The 18,309-nt window shown below is 67.6% G+C and carries 17 protein-coding genes and 1 riboswitch; of the genes, 12 read left to right on the top strand and 5 right to left on the bottom strand.

The window, feature by feature from the left end:
- Window positions 1–33 precede the first annotated feature (33 nt).
- On the top strand, window positions 34–1,548 hold the full coding sequence (locus VX159_RS15525; protein WP_371323777.1) for a cobyric acid synthase: 1,515 nt from the start codon (window positions 34–36) through the stop codon (window positions 1,546–1,548).
- A gap of 7 nt (window positions 1,549–1,555) precedes the next feature.
- On the opposite strand, the gene VX159_RS15520 is transcribed toward VX159_RS15525, so the two are convergent.
- From VX159_RS15520 to cobU, 3 genes are read right to left on the bottom strand one after another with little or no spacing between them, the layout of a single operon-like run.
- A complete protein-coding gene (locus tag VX159_RS15520) occupies window positions 1,556–2,944 on the bottom strand; it encodes a response regulator (RefSeq protein ID WP_371323776.1) in 1,389 nt (462 codons plus the stop codon).
- Window positions 2,941–3,552, bottom strand: a complete 612-nt coding sequence (locus tag VX159_RS15515; protein WP_371323775.1) for a sensor histidine kinase — start codon at window positions 3,550–3,552, stop codon at window positions 2,941–2,943. The genes VX159_RS15520 and VX159_RS15515 overlap by 4 nt, the downstream gene beginning before the upstream one ends.
- Window positions 3,553–3,580: 28 nt before the next feature.
- Complete coding sequence (gene cobU, locus VX159_RS15510) at window positions 3,581–4,135, bottom strand: bifunctional adenosylcobinamide kinase/adenosylcobinamide-phosphate guanylyltransferase (RefSeq protein ID WP_371323774.1); 555 nt, start codon at window positions 4,133–4,135, stop codon at window positions 3,581–3,583.
- Between the two features lie 26 nt (window positions 4,136–4,161).
- A riboswitch (cobalamin riboswitch) is annotated at window positions 4,162–4,372 on the top strand.
- An 86-nt stretch (window positions 4,373–4,458) separates the two neighbouring features.
- On the opposite strand from cobU, the gene cobT reads away from it, so the two are divergent.
- The 3 genes from cobT (at window position 4,459) to VX159_RS15495 (ending at window position 7,306) form a co-directional block, all read left to right on the top strand.
- Window positions 4,459–5,526 carry a nicotinate-nucleotide--dimethylbenzimidazole phosphoribosyltransferase gene (cobT, locus tag VX159_RS15505; RefSeq protein WP_371323773.1) on the top strand — a complete coding sequence of 356 codons (1,068 nt, stop codon included), beginning with the start codon at window positions 4,459–4,461 and terminating at the stop codon, window positions 5,524–5,526.
- Between the two features lie 4 nt (window positions 5,527–5,530).
- Window positions 5,531–6,298 (top strand): adenosylcobinamide-GDP ribazoletransferase, encoded by a 768-nt coding sequence (locus tag VX159_RS15500; protein WP_371323772.1) that lies wholly within the window; start codon window positions 5,531–5,533, stop codon window positions 6,296–6,298.
- A gap of 120 nt (window positions 6,299–6,418) precedes the next feature.
- The gene (locus tag VX159_RS15495) at window positions 6,419–7,306 is read left to right on the top strand and encodes a hypothetical protein (RefSeq protein WP_371323771.1); all 888 of its coding nucleotides are present in this window, start codon (window positions 6,419–6,421) and stop codon (window positions 7,304–7,306) included.
- Window positions 7,307–7,388: 82 nt separating this feature from the next.
- On the opposite strand, the gene VX159_RS15490 is transcribed toward VX159_RS15495, so the two are convergent.
- Both VX159_RS15490 and VX159_RS15485 read right to left on the bottom strand, forming a co-directional pair.
- Complete coding sequence (locus VX159_RS15490; protein ID WP_371323770.1) at window positions 7,389–7,997, bottom strand: response regulator transcription factor; 609 nt, start codon at window positions 7,995–7,997, stop codon at window positions 7,389–7,391.
- On the bottom strand, window positions 7,994–9,559 hold the full coding sequence (locus VX159_RS15485) for an ATP-binding protein (RefSeq protein ID WP_371323769.1): 1,566 nt from the start codon (window positions 9,557–9,559) through the stop codon (window positions 7,994–7,996). The genes VX159_RS15490 and VX159_RS15485 overlap by 4 nt, the downstream gene beginning before the upstream one ends.
- A 143-nt stretch (window positions 9,560–9,702) precedes the next feature.
- Between VX159_RS15485 and VX159_RS15480 the strand changes: the two genes are divergently transcribed.
- From VX159_RS15480 to VX159_RS15445, 8 genes are all read left to right on the top strand, one after another.
- A complete protein-coding gene (locus VX159_RS15480) occupies window positions 9,703–10,971 on the top strand; it encodes a putative Na+/H+ antiporter (RefSeq protein WP_371323768.1) in 1,269 nt (422 codons plus the stop codon).
- Window positions 10,972–10,988: 17 nt separating this feature from the next.
- Window positions 10,989–11,429: a universal stress protein gene (locus VX159_RS15475; protein ID WP_371323767.1), complete on the top strand. Its 441-nt coding sequence runs from the start codon at window positions 10,989–10,991 to the stop codon at window positions 11,427–11,429.
- A 70-nt stretch (window positions 11,430–11,499) separates the two neighbouring features.
- Window positions 11,500–12,066: an alpha-ribazole phosphatase family protein gene (gene cobC, locus VX159_RS15470; protein WP_371323766.1), complete on the top strand. Its 567-nt coding sequence runs from the start codon at window positions 11,500–11,502 to the stop codon at window positions 12,064–12,066.
- Window positions 12,067–12,096: 30 nt separating this feature from the next.
- Window positions 12,097–13,221 (top strand): putative lipopolysaccharide heptosyltransferase III, encoded by a 1,125-nt coding sequence (gene rfaQ / locus VX159_RS15465; RefSeq protein WP_371323765.1) that lies wholly within the window; start codon window positions 12,097–12,099, stop codon window positions 13,219–13,221.
- Complete coding sequence (locus VX159_RS15460; protein ID WP_371323764.1) at window positions 13,218–14,354, top strand: glycosyltransferase family 4 protein; 1,137 nt, start codon at window positions 13,218–13,220, stop codon at window positions 14,352–14,354. Before rfaQ ends, VX159_RS15460 begins: the two co-directional genes overlap by 4 nt.
- Window positions 14,355–14,416: 62 nt before the next feature.
- Entirely contained in the window at window positions 14,417–16,186 is a 1,770-nt protein-coding gene (gene msbA, locus VX159_RS15455) for a lipid A export permease/ATP-binding protein MsbA (protein ID WP_371323763.1), read from the top strand.
- Window positions 16,183–17,181 (top strand): glycosyltransferase family 9 protein, encoded by a 999-nt coding sequence (locus VX159_RS15450; protein WP_371323762.1) that lies wholly within the window; start codon window positions 16,183–16,185, stop codon window positions 17,179–17,181. The genes msbA and VX159_RS15450 overlap by 4 nt, the downstream gene beginning before the upstream one ends.
- On the top strand, window positions 17,178–18,302 hold the full coding sequence (locus VX159_RS15445) for a glycosyltransferase family 4 protein (protein WP_371323761.1): 1,125 nt from the start codon (window positions 17,178–17,180) through the stop codon (window positions 18,300–18,302). Before VX159_RS15450 ends, VX159_RS15445 begins: the two co-directional genes overlap by 4 nt.
- Window positions 18,303–18,309: the final 7 nt, after the last annotated feature.

Genomic DNA, 18,309 nt, shown 5'->3' with positions numbered 1-18,309 from the left:
ATAATTACGGACTTTTTTCACATCGTCGTTGCCATGTCCGCTGCTCAGCCCGCCGCCGTTTCCTGTTCGACCCTGATGGTGCAGGGCACTACTTCCGATGCCGGCAAATCGACGCTGGTTGCCGCGCTATGCCGGATTCTCAAGCGCAACGGCGTCGCTGTCGCTCCGTTCAAGCCGCAGAACATGGCGCTCAACTCGGCGGTGACCGTCGATGGCGGTGAAATCGGCCGGGCGCAGGCGCTGCAGGCGCTGGCCTGCGGCCTTGAAGCGCATACCGACTTCAACCCGGTGCTGTTGAAGCCGACCACCGACAAGAAGGCGCAGGTGGTGATCCACGGCAAGGTCGCCGCCGATCTCAACGCCCGCGACTATCAGGAATACAAGCCGCGCGCGATGCAGGCGGTGCTGCAGTCGTGGGGGCGGCTGACTTCCGCTTACGAGGCGGTGCTGGTCGAAGGCGCCGGTTCGCCGGCTGAGATCAACCTGCGTGCCCGCGACATCGCCAACATGGGCTTCGCCGAGACCGTCGATTGCCCGGTGATCCTGGTCGCCGATATCGACCGGGGTGGCGTTTTCGCCCACCTGGTCGGGACCCTGGAACTGCTCTCGCCGTCCGAGCAGGCGCGGGTCAAGGGTTTCGTGATCAACCGCTTTCGCGGCGACATTTCGCTGCTCGAATCCGGCCTGCGCTGGCTCGAAGAGCGGACCGGCAAGCCGGTGCTCGGCGTCTTGCCCTATCTGCACGGGTTGATGCTCGACGCCGAGGATGCGATTGCGACTGCCACGGTCGACGGCAAAAAAGCGGCAAAACTGCGCGCGATTGCGCTGGCCTATCCGCGCACCTCCAACCACAACGACCTCGATCCGCTGCGCCTGCACCCGCAGGTCGACTTTTCCTGGATCAAGCCCGGCGAGCCTTTGCCGCCGGCCGACCTGATCGTGCTTCCCGGCTCCAAGGCGGTGCGCGGCGACCTCGACTGGCTGCGCGCCCAAGGCTGGGACGCAGCGGTGGCGCGGCACCTGCGCTACGGCGGCAAGGTGATCGGCCTCTGTGGTGGCTACCAGATGCTCGGGCGCCAAGTGCATGACCCGGACGGCCGCGAAGGCGCGTCCGGCTCGACTGCCGGCCTGGGTTTTCTCGACGTTGAAACGACGCTGGAAGCCGAAAAGCAGTTGCGCAATGTGCAGGGCCGTCTGGCTTTTGCCGGAGCGACTGCCGCCGCAATGAGCGGCTACGAAATCCACCTCGGGGTGACGCGCGGCGCCGGTCTGGCGCAGCCGGCGGTGTGGCTGGCTGCGGCCGAGGGCGAGCGGCCGGATGGCGCCTTGTCCGCTGACGGGCAGGTCCTCGGCACCTATTGCCACGGCCTCTTCGACCATCCCGAGGCGCTTTCGGCGCTGCTCCGCTGGGCCGGTGCCGGCGAGGTCGAGCGGGTCGATTTTGCCGCCCGCCGCGAGGCCGATCTCGACCGCCTGGCCGATTCGACCTGGGCGGCGCTGGACCGGCGGCGGATGGCGGAACTGCTGCCCGGTTACCCGCTCGCTTGAGGCGTTTTCAGGTCGCGTCCGGGGTTGCGATGGCGGCTTCGCCGGGCTCGGCCTGGCTGTCGCGGACGCGGATGCGTTGCAGTGCGACTTCGCGCTGCAGATTGCGCAAATCGGCCTCGCGGCCGTACAGCGCGTAGTACTTGCGCAGGGTGGCAAAGACTTTCTTGGCGTCGTGGCTAGAGAGCAGGTGTGTCGCCTGGGTGTCGGCGAGCAGGTCGTCGCCGACCGACAGCGCAGCGTGCAGCAGATCGAGGTGGGTCGCGGCATCGAACGGCGTCGCCATCAGCGCCGGGCGGAGGCCGGCCAGTTTGGGCTTGCCCTTGCTCGGCAGGGTCAGGGTCAGCAACGCGTAGTAGCTGGCCTGGATTCCCAGTTCGCTGTAGAGCAGGTCGCTTTCCTTGATCGTGTACAGGATTTTCTCGGCGTTGATCGGATCGTTGGCGGCCAGATAGCTGCGTACCAGCGCCAGTTGATCGGGCAGGGTGATTGCGCCGGGCATGGTGTCGTTCTCGATCACGTCGGCCATTGCCGTGCGCGCCGTCTCGACGTCGCCGTTGAGCGTCGCGGCTTCGGCCAGCAGGCGCTTGCGCAGATAGTTGCGCGGCGTTCGCCGGGCAACGTCGTCGAGTACCCGCTGGGCCTCGGCATGATCGCCCTGGGCCATGCAGATCTGGGCCTTGAGGTCGGCAGCATCGAAGAAGTGCGGCGCGCCGGCGACCACGCGCTCGATTTCCTCGCGCGCTTCGCTGGTCCGTTGCTGATGGTGCAGCGACCGGGCGACGCCGGCCTGTGCCCAGGGGAACTGGTAATTTTCCAGGATCGCCCGATAGGCGGTTTCGGCAGCGGTGGCATTGCCGCCGGCGAGCATGGTTTCGGCCTGCTGGCGCATGATTTCGTAGCGGTACTGGCGGCCTTCTTCGTTTTTCGCCAGCTGGCCGAGGGTGGTCAGTGCGCCGGGGTAGTCGCCGTTGCGGCGCAGCCGGTAATAGGGCGAGAAAAACTCCTTGCGCGCGGCGACGCGTTCGAGGCGGAACAGCAGCTTGTCCGGCGAGAAGGGCTTGATGATGTACTCGTCGGGTGCCAGTTCGACCGCCGAAACCACCTGCTCGTAGGCCTGTTCGCCAGTGACCATGATGAAGATCGCTTCGTCGGTGAGCAGGTTGAAGCGGCGCACCTCTTCCAGCAACTGTTGGCCGGAGCGGTCCTTGCCCAGCATGTAGTCGCAGAGGATGACATCGGGCGGGTTGTTGCGGATGCGATAGAGCGCATCCTGATAGCCGACCGCGAACTCGACGGCGAAGGCACCGGCGCTCTGGGCGATGGTGCGCAAGGCTTCGCGCGCCATCGGCTGGTCGTCGACGACGAGAAAGCGCTTTTTCGAGAAATCGACGCTCATGGCAGGGTCAGGGTAAAGACGGCGCCGCCAAGACGGCCGCCGTTACTCAGTTGGAGGTGGCCATGCCGCTCGCTGCGGCGGTGCAGTTCAGCCAGCCGGCCTGCCAGCAGCAGGCCGCTGCCGGTAGTTTGCGGCGGCAGTTCGGAAAAGCCCGGGCCGTCATCCTCGACGCACAGCTGGAGGCCGTCGGCATTGGTGCGGGCGCTTAGCCGGACCCGCTGGCGGGCGTGGCGGCAAGCATTCTGCAAGGCATTGTTGAGCATGTCGGCAACCAGATCGCGGGCGCAAACCCATTCGTCGAGGACCTGGCAGTCTACCGTCAGTTCGAGCCCGCGGGCAGCAAATGGCGAACGCTGGGTCAGCGCTGCTTCGGCACAGAGCTCGTCGATCCGGCAGGGCTGCAGCGCCAGGCGGGCATCGTGCTGCATCAGCCGGTAGGCGGTAAGCAGGCGGGTCAGCCGGCCGGCAGCGTTTTCAATCGCCTGCCGCGCTTCGCCGAGGTCGATGCCGTGCCGAGATTCGCGTTCGGCGAGCTGGCTTTCGGCGATCAGCAGCTGGTTGCGCGCATCGTGGATGCCGGAAGCGAGGGTGTCGAGCAGTTTTTCCATGATTTTTACGGTCGACCGTGAAAATGCCTTATTTCAACCTGAGTGGCAGGCCGGCGGCAACCAGATTCACCTGATCGCAGACCGCCGCCACCCGCTGGTTCAGCCGTCCCTGCTCGTCGGCGAACAGGCGCGAGACCGGGTGCATTGGCACCACGCCCCAGCCGACTTCGTTGGAGACCAGCAGAATGCGGCCGGGCAGGGTCGGCAGGGTGGCAACCAGCGCGGCGGTTTCGCCGAGGAAGAGCGGGCAGTCGACGGTCTCGCCGGCTTCCGCCTGTGCCGCCGCACGGCCGGCGAAGAGCAGGTTGGTCAGCCACAGGGTCAGGCAATCGACCAGGATGCAGGTATCGGGCGCGGCCAGTTCGCGCAGCTTGGCCGCCAGCGCCAGCCGCTCCTCGCAGGTTGCCCAGTGCGCCGGCCGCCGTTCGCGATGCTGCACAATCCGCCGCTGCATCTCACCGTCGCGCGCTTCCGCCGTCGCCAGGTAGATGACCCGCCGGCCCACCGCTTCATCGTCATGGGCGCAACGCTCGGCAAACAGACTTTTGCCGGAACGGGCGCCACCCAGGATTAGTTCTTTCATGGCATGCATTGTCGACTTTGTACCGCTTGGCGGCAACCGTCGACGGGCGGCATAATCGCGGCTTCCGACAAAATGGAACCCGGTGCGCGGCGCAGGCTGCAATTCCGGGGCGGGCCCGCCGCTGTAACCGGGGACTGCCGCCGCAAGAAGTCACTACGAGGGGAAACAAACCCTCCGGGAAGACGCGGTGAGCGGAACGATCCGGAAGCCAGAAGACCTGTCGGAAATTCAATCTCAATCAGGAAGAAGCCTGTGGACAGGGCTTCGTCGTTGCGTTCTGGCCGGATGCAACGGCGAGGCCCTTTTTGTTTTTGGAGAATCGGATGCATTCCATTGCTGAAAAAATCGTCGTTTCCACGGTCGACCGTGAAATTGCCGCCAAACTGCAACACAAGATCGACCGCAAGACCAAGCCGCTCGGCGCGCTCGGCCAGCTGGAGCGTCTGGCGCTGCAGCTGGGCCTGATCCAGCAAACGCTGAGCCCGGAACTGCGCCGGCCGCAGATGCTGGTCTTTGCCGGCGACCACGGCGCGGCCAAGGCCGGGATTTCGGCCTTCCCGCAGGAAGTGACCTGGCAGATGGTCGAGAACTTCCTTGCCGGCGGTGCCGCGATCAACGTTTTCGCCCGTCTCAACGGGTTGGAGCTGAGCGTCGTCGACGCTGGCGTCGCCCATGATTTCGCGCCGCGCCCCGGTTTGCTCGACGCCAAGGTCGCGCCCGGCACCGCCAACTACCTGGAGCAGCCGGCGATGACCGGCGCCCAGTGCGCGCAGGCGCTCGAACATGGCGCCGGGATCGTCCGCCGCCTGGCCGCCGAGGGCTGCAACGTGGTCGGCTTCGGCGAAATGGGGATCGGCAATACGGCCTCCGCTTCCTTGCTGACGCATGCCCTGACCGGCGCTTCGCTGGCCGATTGCATCGGCCGTGGCGCCGGCCTTGACGACGCTGGCCTGGCGCGCAAGCAGGCGCTGCTCGAACAGGCGCTGGCCCGCTATGCGGCGGCCGGTGGCCAGACGGTCGGTGGCGACCCGCTGACCTTGCTCGCCGAATTCGGCGGTTTCGAGATTGCGGCGATGGTCGGCGCGATGCTGGCTGCCGGCGAGGCCGGGATGGTCCTGCTGGTCGACGGCTTCATCGTCAGTTCGGCGGCGCTGGTCGCCTGCCGCGTGCAACCGGCGCTGCGCGACTACTGCGTCTTCTGCCACCGCTCGGCCGAGCCGGGCGCCCGCGCCCAGTTGCAGGCCTTGCAGGCAGAAGCCCTGCTCGACCTCGGCCTGCGCCTCGGCGAAGGCACCGGCGCGGCGCTGGCCTTCCCGCTGCTGCAGGCCGCCGCCGCCTTCCTCAACGAAATGGCCAGCTTCGAGTCGGCCGGTGTTGCCGACAAGGCCTAGGGCAATGGCCTGGCTGCGCCGCGAACTCGGCTATTTCCTCGCCGCCTGCGCTTATTTCAGCCGCTTGCCGGTGCCGGCCTGGGTCGGTTTCAGTCCCGAGGCGCTGCACGCCGCCGCCCGCTACCTGCCGGCAGTCGGCCTGCTGGTCGGCGGCATCGGTAGCGCGGTCTTCGTCACCGCGCACCATCTCTGGTCGCAGCCGGTGGCGGTGCTGCTGGCGCTGGCGGCGATGCTGCTGGCGACCGGCGCCTTCCACGAGGATGGCTTGTCGGATACCGCCGACGGCCTCGGCGGCGGCTGGGACAAGGCGCGCATCCTCGACATCATGAAGGATTCGCGGGTCGGCAGTTACGGCGTGGTCGCGTTGTGGCTGGGGCTGAGCAGCAAACTGCTGCTGCTCGCCAGCCTGCCGCCGGCGCTGGTGGTGCCGGCCTTGGTCGCCGGCCACGCCGTCTCGCGCTACGCCGCGCTGGGGCTGATGGCGACGCTCGATTACGCGCGTGCCGATGCTTCAAGCAAGGCGCGGCCGGTGGCGCAACGCCTGTCGGCGGGCAGTCTGGGCTTTGCTGCGCTGTTCGCATTGCCGCCGCTGTACTGGCTGCCAGCACCATCAGCACTGTTGGCGCTGGCTTTGCTGTTGCTGAGTACGCTGTGGCTGGCCGGCAAGTGCCGGCGCTGGCTGGGCGGCTATACCGGCGATACGCTGGGGGCGGTGCAGCAGGTCGGCGAAATCGCCTTCTACCTCGGTCTGGCGGCGCAGTGGCGGGCCTGAGCGCGGGCAGGTGCCGTGCTTGAGTGTTTTCCGCAACTGACGGCGGCGGCTGCGGCTGTTATCTTTGCCAAGTTGTCGGGGGCGCGGACCTCCGCTCTTCATTTCAGGGAAAAAAGAACGATGAAAATTGCACGCATTCTGGCGGCAGCCGCGCTTGGCGGCTGTGCCTTGAGCGCCTCCGCGCTCGACTGGAGCGATACCTCGCTGTTCGTCAATCACGGGCCGAACTACAAGTTCCCCGGCACCCGTTTCGACCTCGGCGGCGATGGCCGCAATTACCGTGAGCAGGACGTGCGGGTGACGACCTACGGACTGCAGCACGTCAGCGGCTACCGCTACGGCACCAATTTTGCCAACATCGAGTGGATCCGCTCGAACGGCAAGGACCCGGCCGACGGCGTTGCCGGAGCGCAGGGTGCCGACGAGATTTTCGGCGTCTTCCGCCACACCCTGTCCTTGTCGGCAGTCGCCGGCAAGCCGCTGGGCGGCGGTTTTATCCGCGATTACGGCCTGGTTACCGGTTTCAACGCCGGGACCAAGAACAACGCCATCCACGCCCGTCCCTTCGATCTGGTCGCCGGCCCAAGCGTCAGTTTCAACGTTCCCGGTTTCTGGGATGTCGGGCTTTACGCCTACCACGAGCGCAACCAGAACCGTTTCAACTCGCCGATCCGCCAGCGCTTCGACACCACCTGGCAATTCGCGTCGGCCTGGGGCATCGACATCGGGCCGGGCAAGTTCAAGGGTTTCGTCAGCGTTACCGGGCCGAAGGGCAACGATACCGCCGGCGTCGGTACGCGCACCGAAACCCTGCTCGAAGCCTTCTACATGTTCGATCTCGGGCAACTGGCCGGTGGTCGCAAAGGCCAGTTCTACGCCGGCCCCGGCCTGCAGTACTGGGACCACAAATACGGGACTTACGACGGCGCGGCTTCGGCCAGCATCCCCGGCTTCATCGTCAGCAAGACCACGCGGACGCCGCTGCTGCGCGTCGAAGCGCACTTCTGAGCTGGCTCCGGGCGCGGGCGGTGGCCCGCTGCCACGGTCAACCGGCGGGAAAGGCAAAAATGCCGGCCCCGCCGTTTTGCTTTCAGCGTTCGCCGCTCAGCTGCAGGCGGACCAGTTCGGCGACGCTGCCGACGCCGAGCTTGTCCATCATCCGCGCCTTGTGCACCTCGACCGTGCGCGGGCTGATCCCGAGTTCAGCGGCGATTTCGCGGTTGTGCCGGCCGGCGACCACACGCGCCATGATTTCGGCTTCGCGCGGGGTCAGGCGGGCCAGCAATTGGTGGTTCTGCCGGATCTCGGCAGCTTGTTGCAGGCTGTCGCGCTGTCGGGTAAAGGCTTCTTCGATCGCCGCCAGCAGGCGTTCGCGGTCGAGCGGTTTTTCGAGAAAATCGAGCGCCAGCGCGCGGAAGGCCTCGCGCGCCGAGGCCACGTCGCCGTGCCCGGTCATCACGATCACCGGCAACTGGCTACCAATTTCGCCCAGCTTTTTCTGCAGGCTGAGGCCATCGATCCCGGGCATGCGGATGTCGAGCAGTGCGCAACCGCGCCATTCCGGACGGAAGGCGTTGATGAAACTTTCGCCATCGGCAAACAAGGCGACGCGATAGTCATGGACTCCGAGCAGCAGGCCGAGCGCGTCGCGCACGGCCGGATCGTCATCGACGATGAAAACAGTCAGTTGAGAGTTCATGCGGATTCCTGAACGGGTAAGACAATCTTGAACCGGCCGTGCCCGGCGACCTCGCCCCACAGCGTGCCGCCGTGCGTCTCGACAATCGCCCGGCTGATTGCCAGGCCCAGCCCGAGGCCACTCGACTTGTCGGACTGGAAGGGCTCGAACAGGCGGGCGGCAACCGCCGGCGAAATTCCGGGGCCGCTGTCCTCGACCTGCAGGCAGAGGCGCTGGCCGGGCAGCAGCTGACCATCGATGCGGATCTGCCGGGGGGCCCCGGCGGGGAGTGCTTCGAGCGCGTCGCAGGCATTGGCGAGCAGGTTGCGCAGCACCACTTCGAGTTGCAGGCGGTCGGCCAGCAGGAGAGCCGACGGCAACTCACCGACTGCCAGCGCGATTCCTGCGCGGCCGGCGCGTGCCTGGCAGCCAGCCACGGCCTGTGCCACCAACTCGCCGAGCGGGAAAGATTCAAGCTGGGTGGCGCCGGTGCGGAAGAAATCGCGCAGGCGGCGCAATACCTCGCCAGCCCGGTTCGATTCGCGCACCAGGCCGTCCAGGGCGGTGCGCAGCCGGTCGCCGCTGTCGTTGCGGGCAAGCAGGGTTTCGCTGGCGGCAGCGTAAGCGGCCAGTGCGGTCAGCGGTTGATTCAGTTCGTGCGCCAGGGCGCCGGCCATTTCGCCAGCGGCCGCCAGGCGCAGACTGTGGCGCAATTCCTCGCTGGTGCGCCGCTGTTCGTCGACAATCGCACCGATGAAAAAGCCGATCAGCGCCATCGCCAGCGACAGCATCTGGAATTCGGCCAGCGTCACCCCGCTGTAGCCGAGGATTTGCGCGGTGGCGATGATCTCGATCTGGAGCAGGCTGGCGGCGACGATGGCGCCAGCCATGCCCTGCCGGACCGAGGCCCAGACGATCGGCAGGAAGAGCAGGTAGGCGAGGCGAAAACTGTGGTGGCCGTCGGCAAAGGCCAGCCACAGCATCAGCAGGCTGAGCAAGGCGTAGGCAGCGGTTTCCGGCTTGCGTACGATCTGGCGCAGCAGTTCGCGGCCGCGCGGGCTGCTCAGCCACCAGAAAAGGGGCATGGCGACGATGATCCCGACGCTGTCGCCGATCCAGAAGCGACGCACCCCGTTCAGCCAGCCGGCGGCCGGCAACAGGCCGGAGAAGTGCAAGGCGCTGAGGTAGAGCAAACTGAGCAGCAGGGTGCCGCCGGCGATGCAGCCGCTCCAGGCAAACAGCGTGCGGCGGTCGTCGAGCAGGCCGGTAGGCGGCAGAAGCCGGGCCAGAATCCGGCCCAGGGCGAGATAGCCGGCGCCGAGCAGTGCGGTCGACAACAGCCCCGGCCACCAGGGAGCGGCAAGGCCGCGAATCAGGCTTTCTGCGACCACCACCGTGAGCAGTACGGTCCACGGTGCGGCCGGGCCTTGCCGCAGCAGATAGACCAGTGCCAGGGCCGGTGCCGGGTTCCATGGCGTGATGTTGAGGCCGTGTAGTGGCGCGATGAAACTGGCTGCGTCGAGCGCAATGTAGAGCGCGGCGAAGGCAGCGACGGTCAGAGCGGTGGCAAGGCGGGCGGGCATGCCGGCATTGTGGCTGAAAGCCGCCGCTTTGCGACGGCGGGTTGCGCGTAAGGGTTTCCCGTAAGACGACCCCGAATTTCCGCAGTGGCAATCCGGGGCTAGAGTAGGGCGCAAGCTCCCCCTTCATTTTCGTCCCGCCCGCAATGCCTTCCGCTCCGATTTCGACCCCTGAACTGTTTGCCACTGCTTTGTTTGCCATCGCGGTACTGCATACCTTTTCGACCAAGTTCTTCGCCCATCTGGCGCATGTTCAGCCGCGCCATGCCGGGCTCTGGCATCTGCTGGCCGAGGTCGAGGTGGTGTTCGGCTTCTGGGCCTTCGTGCTGGTGGCGATGTTGTTCTGGTGGTCTGGCAAGCCGGCGGCGGTCGAGTATCTGGAAAGCCGCAATTTCACCGAGCCGATGTTCGTCTTCGTGATCATGGTGATCGCCGCCAGCCGGCCGATCCTGCATACGGTGATGGCAGCGGTGCAGGCCCTGGCGGCGATGATTCCGGTGCGCCGGGCGGTGGCGGTGTATTTCCTGTGCCTGTCTCTGGTGCCGCTGCTCGGCTCTTTCATCACCGAGCCGGCGGCGATGACCCTGGCCGCGTTGATGCTGCGTGACGGCTTTTTCCGCCAGGGCCTGTCCACCCGGCTCAAGTATGCGACGCTCGGCCTGCTCTTCGTGAATATTTCGATCGGCGGCACCTTGACCAACTTCGCTGCGCCGCCGGTCTTGATGGTCGCGGCCAAGTGGCAGTGGGACACGCTGTTCATGCTCTCGCATTTCGGCTGGAAGGCGGCCTTTGCCGTGGTGGTCAACGCGCTGGTGCTGACCTGGTTCTTCCGCCATGAACTGGCGGGCAAGGGGGCGGCACCAATGGCTGGCGAGGCGCTGCGGATTCCCAGCGGAGTGGCGGCGATCCATGTGCTGTTCCTGGTCGGGGTGGTCGCTTTTGCCCATCATCCGGTGGTCTTCATGGGCGTGTTCCTGCTTTTTCTCGGCTATGCCGAAGCCTACAAGCAGTACCAGGAGCGCCTGATCCTGCGCGAGGGGTTGCTGGTCGCCTTCTTCCTGGCCGGGCTGGTGGTCCTTGGCGGCCTGCAGCAATGGTGGCTGCAGCAGGCGCTGACCGGGGTCGAACCGACCGTGCTGTATTTCCTGGCGACCGCGCTGACGGCGGTGACCGACAACGCGGCACTGACTTACCTGGCCTCGCTGGTCGAGGGCGTGACGCCGGAGTTCAAGTACGCGATCGTCGCCGGCGCGGTGACCGGCGGCGGCCTGACGGTGATTGCCAACGCGCCGAATCCAGCCGGGCTGGCGATTCTCAAGGGCAGCTTCGAGGATGAGTCGGTGAGCCCGCTCGGTCTCCTGCTGGCGGCGTTGCCGCCGACCTGCGTCGCGATTTTTGCCTTTTTGGCCCTGTAGACCGTGGCGGTGGTGCGATGAGCGACCTGGCATCCGAAGCGAGCATCCGTCGCCTGCTGTTCCTGATCGATGCCAGCGACCGCAGCCGGCAATTGCTCGATCATGCGCAGGCGCTGCAATCCGCCGGGCAGGCTCTTGAGGTGGTGCTGTTGTATGTGATCGAGCCGGTGCGCTGCTGGGAGGTCCTCAAGTTTCGCAGCGAGGCCGAGGTGGCGCAGCACTTTGCCGAGCGTGCCGGGATTTTCCTGCAGTTGGCGGCCGCGCGCTTGCAGGCTGCGGGCATTCCGTGCCGGGGCTACTGCCGGACCGGCGATCCGGCCACCTTGTTGCGGGCGCTGGCCGAAGAGCAGCAATGCACAGCGCTGGTGATTCCGCGCCAGACCTGCCTGGGTCTGCCACTCGGTTTGCAACGGCGTCTGCAGCGGCGGCCCGGTACCGTGCCGGTACTGGCGCTGTAAGGCCGGCCGCGCCTTTCTGCGATACTGGCGGCTGTTTTCAGCTCCCCTGCGGCCCGGCCGCCTGTTCCGCGTGCGCCTTTACCTGATCCGTCATCCGCGTCCCCTGATCGCCGCCGGCGTCTGCTACGGTCAACTCGACATCGCCGCCGAAAACCCGACCTTCGCCGCCGCCGCCTTGCGCCCGCAAGTACCGGCCGGGCTGCCGCTGTGGTCGAGTCCGCTGCGCCGTTGCCGCGACCTGGCGCAGGCGCTCGCCGCCGCAGCGGGCGGGACGGCGGGCGAGGAAGCACCGTTGCGGCTCGATTCGCGGCTGGCCGAGATCGATTTCGGCGCCTGGGAAGGTCGACCGTGGGACGCCATCCCGCGCGACCAGATCGATGCCTGGGCTGCCGACGTCGGCGGTTATGCGCCGCCCGGCGGCGAGTCGCCGTGGCAGTTGCAGGCGCGCGTGCTCGACTTCTTCAACACCCTGCCCGATCGGGACACGGTGGTTGTCACCCACGCCGGCGTGATCCGCAGCCTGCTCGCCGCCGACCAGGGCCTGCCGCCCGAACGCTGGTGCGATCTGGCCTGCGACTATGCCTCGTTGACCGTGTGGCAGCGGACGCCGGACGGCGATGCCGGTGCGGCGCAATAATCGCCGCCGCTGCCGGTAAAATGCCGGCCCATGACTGAATCTTCCGCTCCCGCCTTTCCGCCCTTGCCGTCGCAGTTGCGCGATGCCATCCCCTTTGGCGAAGTCCGCCGGGCGCTGGTGATCAAGCTGCGCCACCATGGCGACGTGCTGGTTTCTTCGCCGGTATTCACTGCGCTGAAGGCGCAGGCGCCGCAGGTCGAGATCGACGCGCTGGTCTATGCCGACACCGCCGACATGCTGCGCGACCATCCGGCGATCCGCGAGGTGCTGGGCATCGACCGGCAATGGAAGAAACTCGGTGTGCTCGGCCAGCTGCGTGCCGAACTGGCGCTCTACCGTCGTCTGCAGGCAGCCGGCTACGACCTGATCGTGCACCTCACCGAACACTGGCGCGGCGCCTGGCTGTGCCGCCTGCTCAAGCCGCGCTGGTCGGTCGGGCCGAGCGTGGCCGGGCGCGGCAAGCGCTGGAAAAAGGCCTTCACCCACCTCCAGGCGCAGCCGAAGAATGCGCTCCGCCATATGGCCGAGAGCAACCTTGACGCCTTGCGCCGGCTCGGTCTGCAGCCGACGCCGGAGCAGCGCCGCCTGCTGCTGGTGCCGGGCGCCGAGGCCACCCGCCGGGTCGGCGACAAGCTGGCTGCGCTGGGCTTGGCTGGGACGCCCTTCATCCACATCCACCCGGCTTCGCGCTGGTTTTTCAAATGCTGGCCGGTCGACCGTATGGCGGCCTTGATCGGCGAATTGCAGGCCGCTGGCCACGCCGTGGTGCTGAGCGCCGCGCCGAGCGCCGACGAGCGGGCGATGGTCGATGCGATCCAGGCCCGCCTGGCGCAGCCCGTGCCCAGCCTGGCCGGCGAGTTGTCGCTCAAGGAACTGGCGGCGCTGACCCAGGCTGCGAGGCTGTTCATTGGCGTCGATTCGGCGCCGATGCACATCGCAGCGGCGGTCGGTACGCCGGTGGTGGCGCTGTTCGGCCCTTCCGGCGACAAGCAGTGGGGGCCGTGGGGCGTGCCGCACCGGGTGATCGCCAGCGACCGCCACCCCTGTCGCCCCTGCGGCATCGACGGCTGTGGCGGCGGCAAACTTAGCGACTGCCTGGCGACGATCGAGGTCGAGACCGTGCTGGCGGCCGTGCGCGAGCTGTACCCGGCATGAAGATCGCCATCGTTCGCCAGCGTTACAACCCCTACGGCGGCGCCGAGCGTTTCGTCGAGCGGGCGCTGGCCGCCTTGAGCAGCGAGGGCGCCGAGGTGACGCTGATCACCCGCAACTGGGACGGCGCGCCGCAGGCCGGTTTTCAGCAGATCACCTGCGATCCGGCCTACTCACGGCTGTTCGGCGGCCGCGCCGCACGCGACCGCAGTTTTGCCCGGGCGGTGCAGGCGCTGACCGCGTGCGCCGGTTTCGACATCGTCCAGGCGCACGAGCGGATTCCCGGCTGCACCGTGTTCCGCGCCGGCGACGGCGTGCACGCCGCCTGGCTGCGCCACCGGGCGCGCCAACTCGGGCCGCTGGCGCGGCTCGGGCAGCGACTGTCGGGCTACCACCGTTACGTCCTTGACGCCGAGCGGGAGATGTTCGCGCATCCGGCTCTGCGCCGGGTGATCTGCAATTCGCAGATGGTTGCCGACGAAATTTCGGCTTTTTACGGCGTTGACCGTGAACAGCTGGCGGTGATCTACAACGGTCTCGACACCAGCGTATTCCACCCCGGCCTGCGCGCCGAATTTCGCGCCGCGACCCGCGCCGCCGCCGGGATTCCCGAGGCGGTGCCGCTGCTCCTTTACGTCGGCAGCGGTTTCGAGCGCAAGGGCGTGCCACAGTTGCTGCAGGCCTTTGCCGACCTGCCCGAGCGCGAGGCGCGGCTGGTGATCGTCGGCGCCGACCGCAAGCTGAAGGCGCTGCAGGCCGCCGCGCAAAAACTGGGGCTGGGCGAACGGGTGCTATTCACCGGCCCGCTCAAGGATGTCCGCCCGTGGTACGGCGCCGCCGACGGCTTCGTCCTGCCGACGCTCTACGATCCCTGCCCGAACGCGGCGCTGGAGGCCCTGGCCTGCGGCCTGCCGACGGTGACCACCACCGGCTGCGGCGCGCAGGAGTGGATTCGCGACGGTGAAAACGGCCGCGTCGTCGATGCCTTGGCCGTCGATGCGCTGAGCGCCGCACTCGCCGAATTATGCATTCTCGGCGGGCAGCCGGCGGCACAGGCGGCTGCCCGCGCGGCAGTGGCCGAGTTGAGTCTGGCGGCGATGGCCGGACGCCTGCTTGAACTCTATCGCAGCCTGTGAGTCCTCGCGGGTAGCAGGGGCAAGCACGTATAATTGCCCCCTTTGCTTAGCGATCCGCGCCGATGTCCCCTGAAAGTCGTCAGCTCTATCTCCGGCTGCTCCGTTATGTTGTTCCCTACTGGCGGATGCTGGCCTTGGGGCTGTTGCTCAGCGCCCTGGCGGCAGCGATGGAACCGCTCCTGCCGGCGCTGATGAAGCCGCTGCTCGACAATGGCTTTGTCCCGCGCGGCAACGGCGAGATCGCCGACGGCCTGCTGCAGCGGGCGCCCTGGGTGGTGCCGCTGATCATCGTCGGGATCATGACTCTGCGCGGGATCATCACCTTTACCGCCAACTACGCGATGTCCTGGGTCCAGATCCGGCTGGTCAACGATCTCCGCCAGCAGATGTTCGACCACATGCTGCGGCTGCCGATGCGCTTTTTCGAGCAGACCCCGTCGGCGCGCACGATCACCCGGCTGACCAACGACGTGAACAGCATCGGCGGGGCCGCAACCACCGTCGGCGTCACCCTGATCCGCGAATCGCTGTCGATTGTCGGCCTGCTCGCCTGGCTGCTCTACCTCAACTGGCAGCTGACGCTAGTGACCCTGACCGTCGCTCCGTTCATCGCCTGGGTGACCAAGAAGGTCGGCGTCCGCCTGCGCAACATGAGCCGCGCCTCGCAGGAGGGCATGGGCCTGATGACCCAGACCCTGCAGGAAGGCATCCATTGCCAGAAGGTGCTCAAGGTCTTCGGTGGCCAGGAACAGGAAAGCCGGCGTTTTGCCACGGTCAACGAGGAAATGCGCGGTTATGCGCTGCGCACCGCCGTGGCGGCAGCCGCCGGCTCGCCGCTGGTGCACTTTTTCGTCTCGATTGCGCTGGCAGCGGTGATCTATACCGCGCTGCTGCAGGCTGGCCATGGCGAAACCACGGTCGGCAGTTTCGTTTCCTTCATCACCTGCATGCTGATGCTGCTGGCCCCCTTGCGCGCGCTGGCCGGGGTCAATCTGCCCCTGCAGCGCGGCCTGGCCGCTGCCGAGAGCGTGTTCGAACTGCTCGATGCGCCGGTCGAACAGGAAACCGGCTGCCGCAAACTGGAACGGGCCGCCGGCCGGATCGAGTTCGCCGACGTGGCCTTCTCCTACCCGGGGGCCGAGCGCCCCGCGCTGGCCGGGGTCCAACTCGACATCGCGCCGGGGCAGACCGTGGCGCTGGTTGGCCCCTCGGGCGGAGGCAAGTCCACGCTGGCGGCGCTGCTGCCGCGCTTCCACGCGCCGGACCAAGGCGAAATCCGGATCGACGGCATTGCCCTGGCTGACCTCGAACTGTCCAGCCTGCGCCGGCAGATCGCCATCGTTTCGCAGGAAACCCTGCTCTTCAACGATAGCGTGCGTGCCAACATCGCCTACGGCGCCAGCGCCGATGCGACCGATGCGCAGATCGAGGCTGCGGCCAAGGCAGCCAATGCGCTCGATTTCATCCGCGCCTTGCCGGAGGGGTTCGACACCGTGATCGGCGAAAACGGCGGCCGCCTCTCCGGCGGTCAGCGCCAGCGCCTGGCGATTGCCCGCGCGATCCTCAAGGATGCGCCGATCCTGATCCTCGACGAGGCAACTTCGGCGCTCGACAACGAATCCGAACGCCTGGTCCAGGAAGCGCTGGAACACCTGATGGCTGACCGGACCACGCTGGTGATCGCCCACCGCCTGTCGACCATCGAACGCGCTGACCGTATCGTGGTCCTGGTGCAGGGACGGGTGGTCGAAAGCGGCGGGCATCAGGAACTGCTGGCGCAGGAGGGAGTATACGCCAAGCTGCACCAGGCGCAGTCGGTGGTGGCCGGATGACGCCGCTACCGCCGTTCCTGTCGGCGCCGCCGCGCCGGATCCTGGCCATCGTCGTCACCCGCATCGGCGACACCTTGCTGTGCACCCCGGCGCTGCGCGCGCTCAAGGCGCGCTGGCCGGAGGCCGAGCTGAGCGTCTGGGCGCATCCGAAACGACTCGAAGTGCTGGCCGGCCTGCCTTTCATCGACCGGCTGCAAGGCTACGACTGGCGGCGCAAGCTGGGTTCGCGGCTGCGCGGCCGGCAATACGACCTGGCGCTGGTGTTTGCCGACGAAGTCGAGCAAATCGGCTGCGCCCGCCGTGTCGCGGCACAGGTCGTAGCTTTTGCTGGCAAGGCGGTTCCTGCGTCGGGGCTGACCCTGGTCGAACAGCCGGCGGCGCATGCGGTTACGGCTCGCCTGGCCCTGTTGGCGCCGCTGGGAATCGAGAGCGCCGAACCGCAACTGGCCTATCGGGTCAGCGCCGCCGAGGCGAGTTGGGCCGAGCAACGGCTGGCCGGCTGTGGGCGGCCGCTGATTGCGCTGCAATTGCATAGCTTTCCGACCAAGGCGCATCGCGACTGGCCATTCGAGCATTTCGCACAGCTGGTCGAGGGCTTGCGGGCGGCTTATCCGCAAGCGGCTTTCGTGGTCACCGGCGATGCGCTGGCGCGCGCTTCGGCCGCCCGTCTGCGCGAGCGTTGCGGCGACTGCGTCAGCAGCCTGGCCGGCGACTTGAGCTTGCGCCAGACGGCGGCGGTGCTGGCGGCGGTTGATCTCTACGTCGGCGTCGATACCGGGCCGACGCATCTGGCCGGCGCGGTCGGCGCGCCGATGGTGGCGCTCTACCATGCCGCCTATCCCGGCCGCAATCTGGCGCCCTTGCAGCATCTGCGCGGGCGCTTTATCGAACATCCCCTGACCGGCAGCGCCGAGGCGCGCAATGCCGACATGGCCGCGATCCCGGTCGCGCCGGTCCTGCAGGCCGCCTGCGAACTCCTGGAGCGCCGCGCGTGAGCGAACGCAAATTGCACATCGTCCATACCGAATCGTCCTGCGGCTGGGGCGGGCAGGAAATCCGCGTCCTCAGCGAGATGCGCGGGATGCAGGAACGCGGCCACCGGGTCACGCTGGTCACGCCGCCCGAGGCGCGGATTGCGACGGTTGCCCGCGAAATGGGGCTGACAGTGGTTACCCTGCCGATTACCCGCAAGCGGCTGCCAGCGCTGTGGGCCTTGTGGCAGTGGCTGCGCCGCGAGAGCGCCGGCATCGACCTGCTCAATACCCATAGCTCGACCGATTCCTGGCTGGCCGCCGTTGCCTGCCAGCTGCTGCCCGGCGCGCCGCCGATCGTGCGTACCCGCCATGTCTCCTCGCCGGTCAGCCGCAACGGCCAGACGCGCTGGCTCTACCAGCGTGCGGCGGCGCATGTGGTGGTTACCGGCGAAGCCCTGCGCGCCCAGTTGCAGCGCGACAACGGCTTTGCCGCCGCGTCGATGACCTCGGTCCCGACCGGGATCGACCTCGCCCGCTTTGTCCGCCTCGACCCGGCCGCGCGCCCGGCGCACGTCGCCGCGCTCGGCCTGCCGCCCGGTCCCTACCTCGGCATCCTGGCCACCTTGCGCAACTGGAAGGGGCACGCCTACCTGTTCGACGCCTATGCCGAACTCGCTGCTGAATTTCCCGACTGGCGCCTGCTGGTCGTCGGCGACGGGCCGCAGCGCCACAACCTGGAGCGCCGCGCCGGCGAACTGGGGCTGGCCGGGCGCATTCATTTCGTCGGCAACCGCGACGACGCCGAGCGCTGGTTCCAGGCGATGGACCTGTTCGTGCTGCCATCCTACGGCGACGAGGGCGTGCCGCAGTCGATCATGCAGGCGATGGCTTGCGGCCTGCCGGTGGTCAGCACCCCGGTCGGGGCGATTGCCGAGGCGGTCGACGCCGACCGCAGCGGTCTGCTGGTCGCGCCGCGCGATGCGCAGGCGCTGGCCGCCGCGCTGCGCCGGCTGATCGCCGACCCGGCGTTGCGCGCGCAGTTTTCTGCCGCCGGCTGGGACAAGGCGCAGCGGCAGTTCGGCCTGGCCCGAATGGTGGACCGGATGGAAGCCATTTTCCGCGCCCACGCGCGCCCGAGGTAAGACAGCG

Origin of the sequence: Dechloromonas sp. ZY10 (assembly GCF_041378895.1) — a bacterium.
Lineage (GTDB): Bacteria > Pseudomonadota > Gammaproteobacteria > Burkholderiales > Rhodocyclaceae > Azonexus > Azonexus aquae.
This window is presented reverse-complemented; position numbering and strand designations above follow the sequence as displayed.

Bases quoted from the DNA above. Each gene is read 5' to 3' on its own strand.
- VX159_RS15525 (WP_371323777.1), top strand. From the start codon at position 34: ATGTCCGCTGCTCAGCCCGCCGCCGTTTCCTGTTCGACCCTGATGGTG.
- VX159_RS15520 (WP_371323776.1), bottom strand. From the start codon at position 2,944: ATGAGCGTCGATTTCTCGAAAAAGCGCTTTCTCGTCGTCGACGACCAG.
- VX159_RS15515 (WP_371323775.1), bottom strand. From the start codon at position 3,552: ATGGAAAAACTGCTCGACACCCTCGCTTCCGGCATCCACGATGCGCGC.
- cobU (WP_371323774.1), bottom strand. From the start codon at position 4,135: ATGAAAGAACTAATCCTGGGTGGCGCCCGTTCCGGCAAAAGTCTGTTT.
- cobT (WP_371323773.1), top strand. From the start codon at position 4,459: ATGCATTCCATTGCTGAAAAAATCGTCGTTTCCACGGTCGACCGTGAA.
- VX159_RS15500 (WP_371323772.1), top strand. From the start codon at position 5,531: ATGGCCTGGCTGCGCCGCGAACTCGGCTATTTCCTCGCCGCCTGCGCT.
- VX159_RS15495 (WP_371323771.1), top strand. From the start codon at position 6,419: ATGAAAATTGCACGCATTCTGGCGGCAGCCGCGCTTGGCGGCTGTGCC.
- VX159_RS15490 (WP_371323770.1), bottom strand. From the start codon at position 7,997: ATGAACTCTCAACTGACTGTTTTCATCGTCGATGACGATCCGGCCGTG.
- VX159_RS15485 (WP_371323769.1), bottom strand. From the start codon at position 9,559: ATGCCCGCCCGCCTTGCCACCGCTCTGACCGTCGCTGCCTTCGCCGCG.
- VX159_RS15480 (WP_371323768.1), top strand. From the start codon at position 9,703: ATGCCTTCCGCTCCGATTTCGACCCCTGAACTGTTTGCCACTGCTTTG.
- VX159_RS15475 (WP_371323767.1), top strand. From the start codon at position 10,989: ATGAGCGACCTGGCATCCGAAGCGAGCATCCGTCGCCTGCTGTTCCTG.
- rfaQ (WP_371323765.1), top strand. From the start codon at position 12,097: ATGACTGAATCTTCCGCTCCCGCCTTTCCGCCCTTGCCGTCGCAGTTG.
- VX159_RS15460 (WP_371323764.1), top strand. From the start codon at position 13,218: ATGAAGATCGCCATCGTTCGCCAGCGTTACAACCCCTACGGCGGCGCC.
- msbA (WP_371323763.1), top strand. From the start codon at position 14,417: ATGTCCCCTGAAAGTCGTCAGCTCTATCTCCGGCTGCTCCGTTATGTT.
- VX159_RS15450 (WP_371323762.1), top strand. From the start codon at position 16,183: ATGACGCCGCTACCGCCGTTCCTGTCGGCGCCGCCGCGCCGGATCCTG.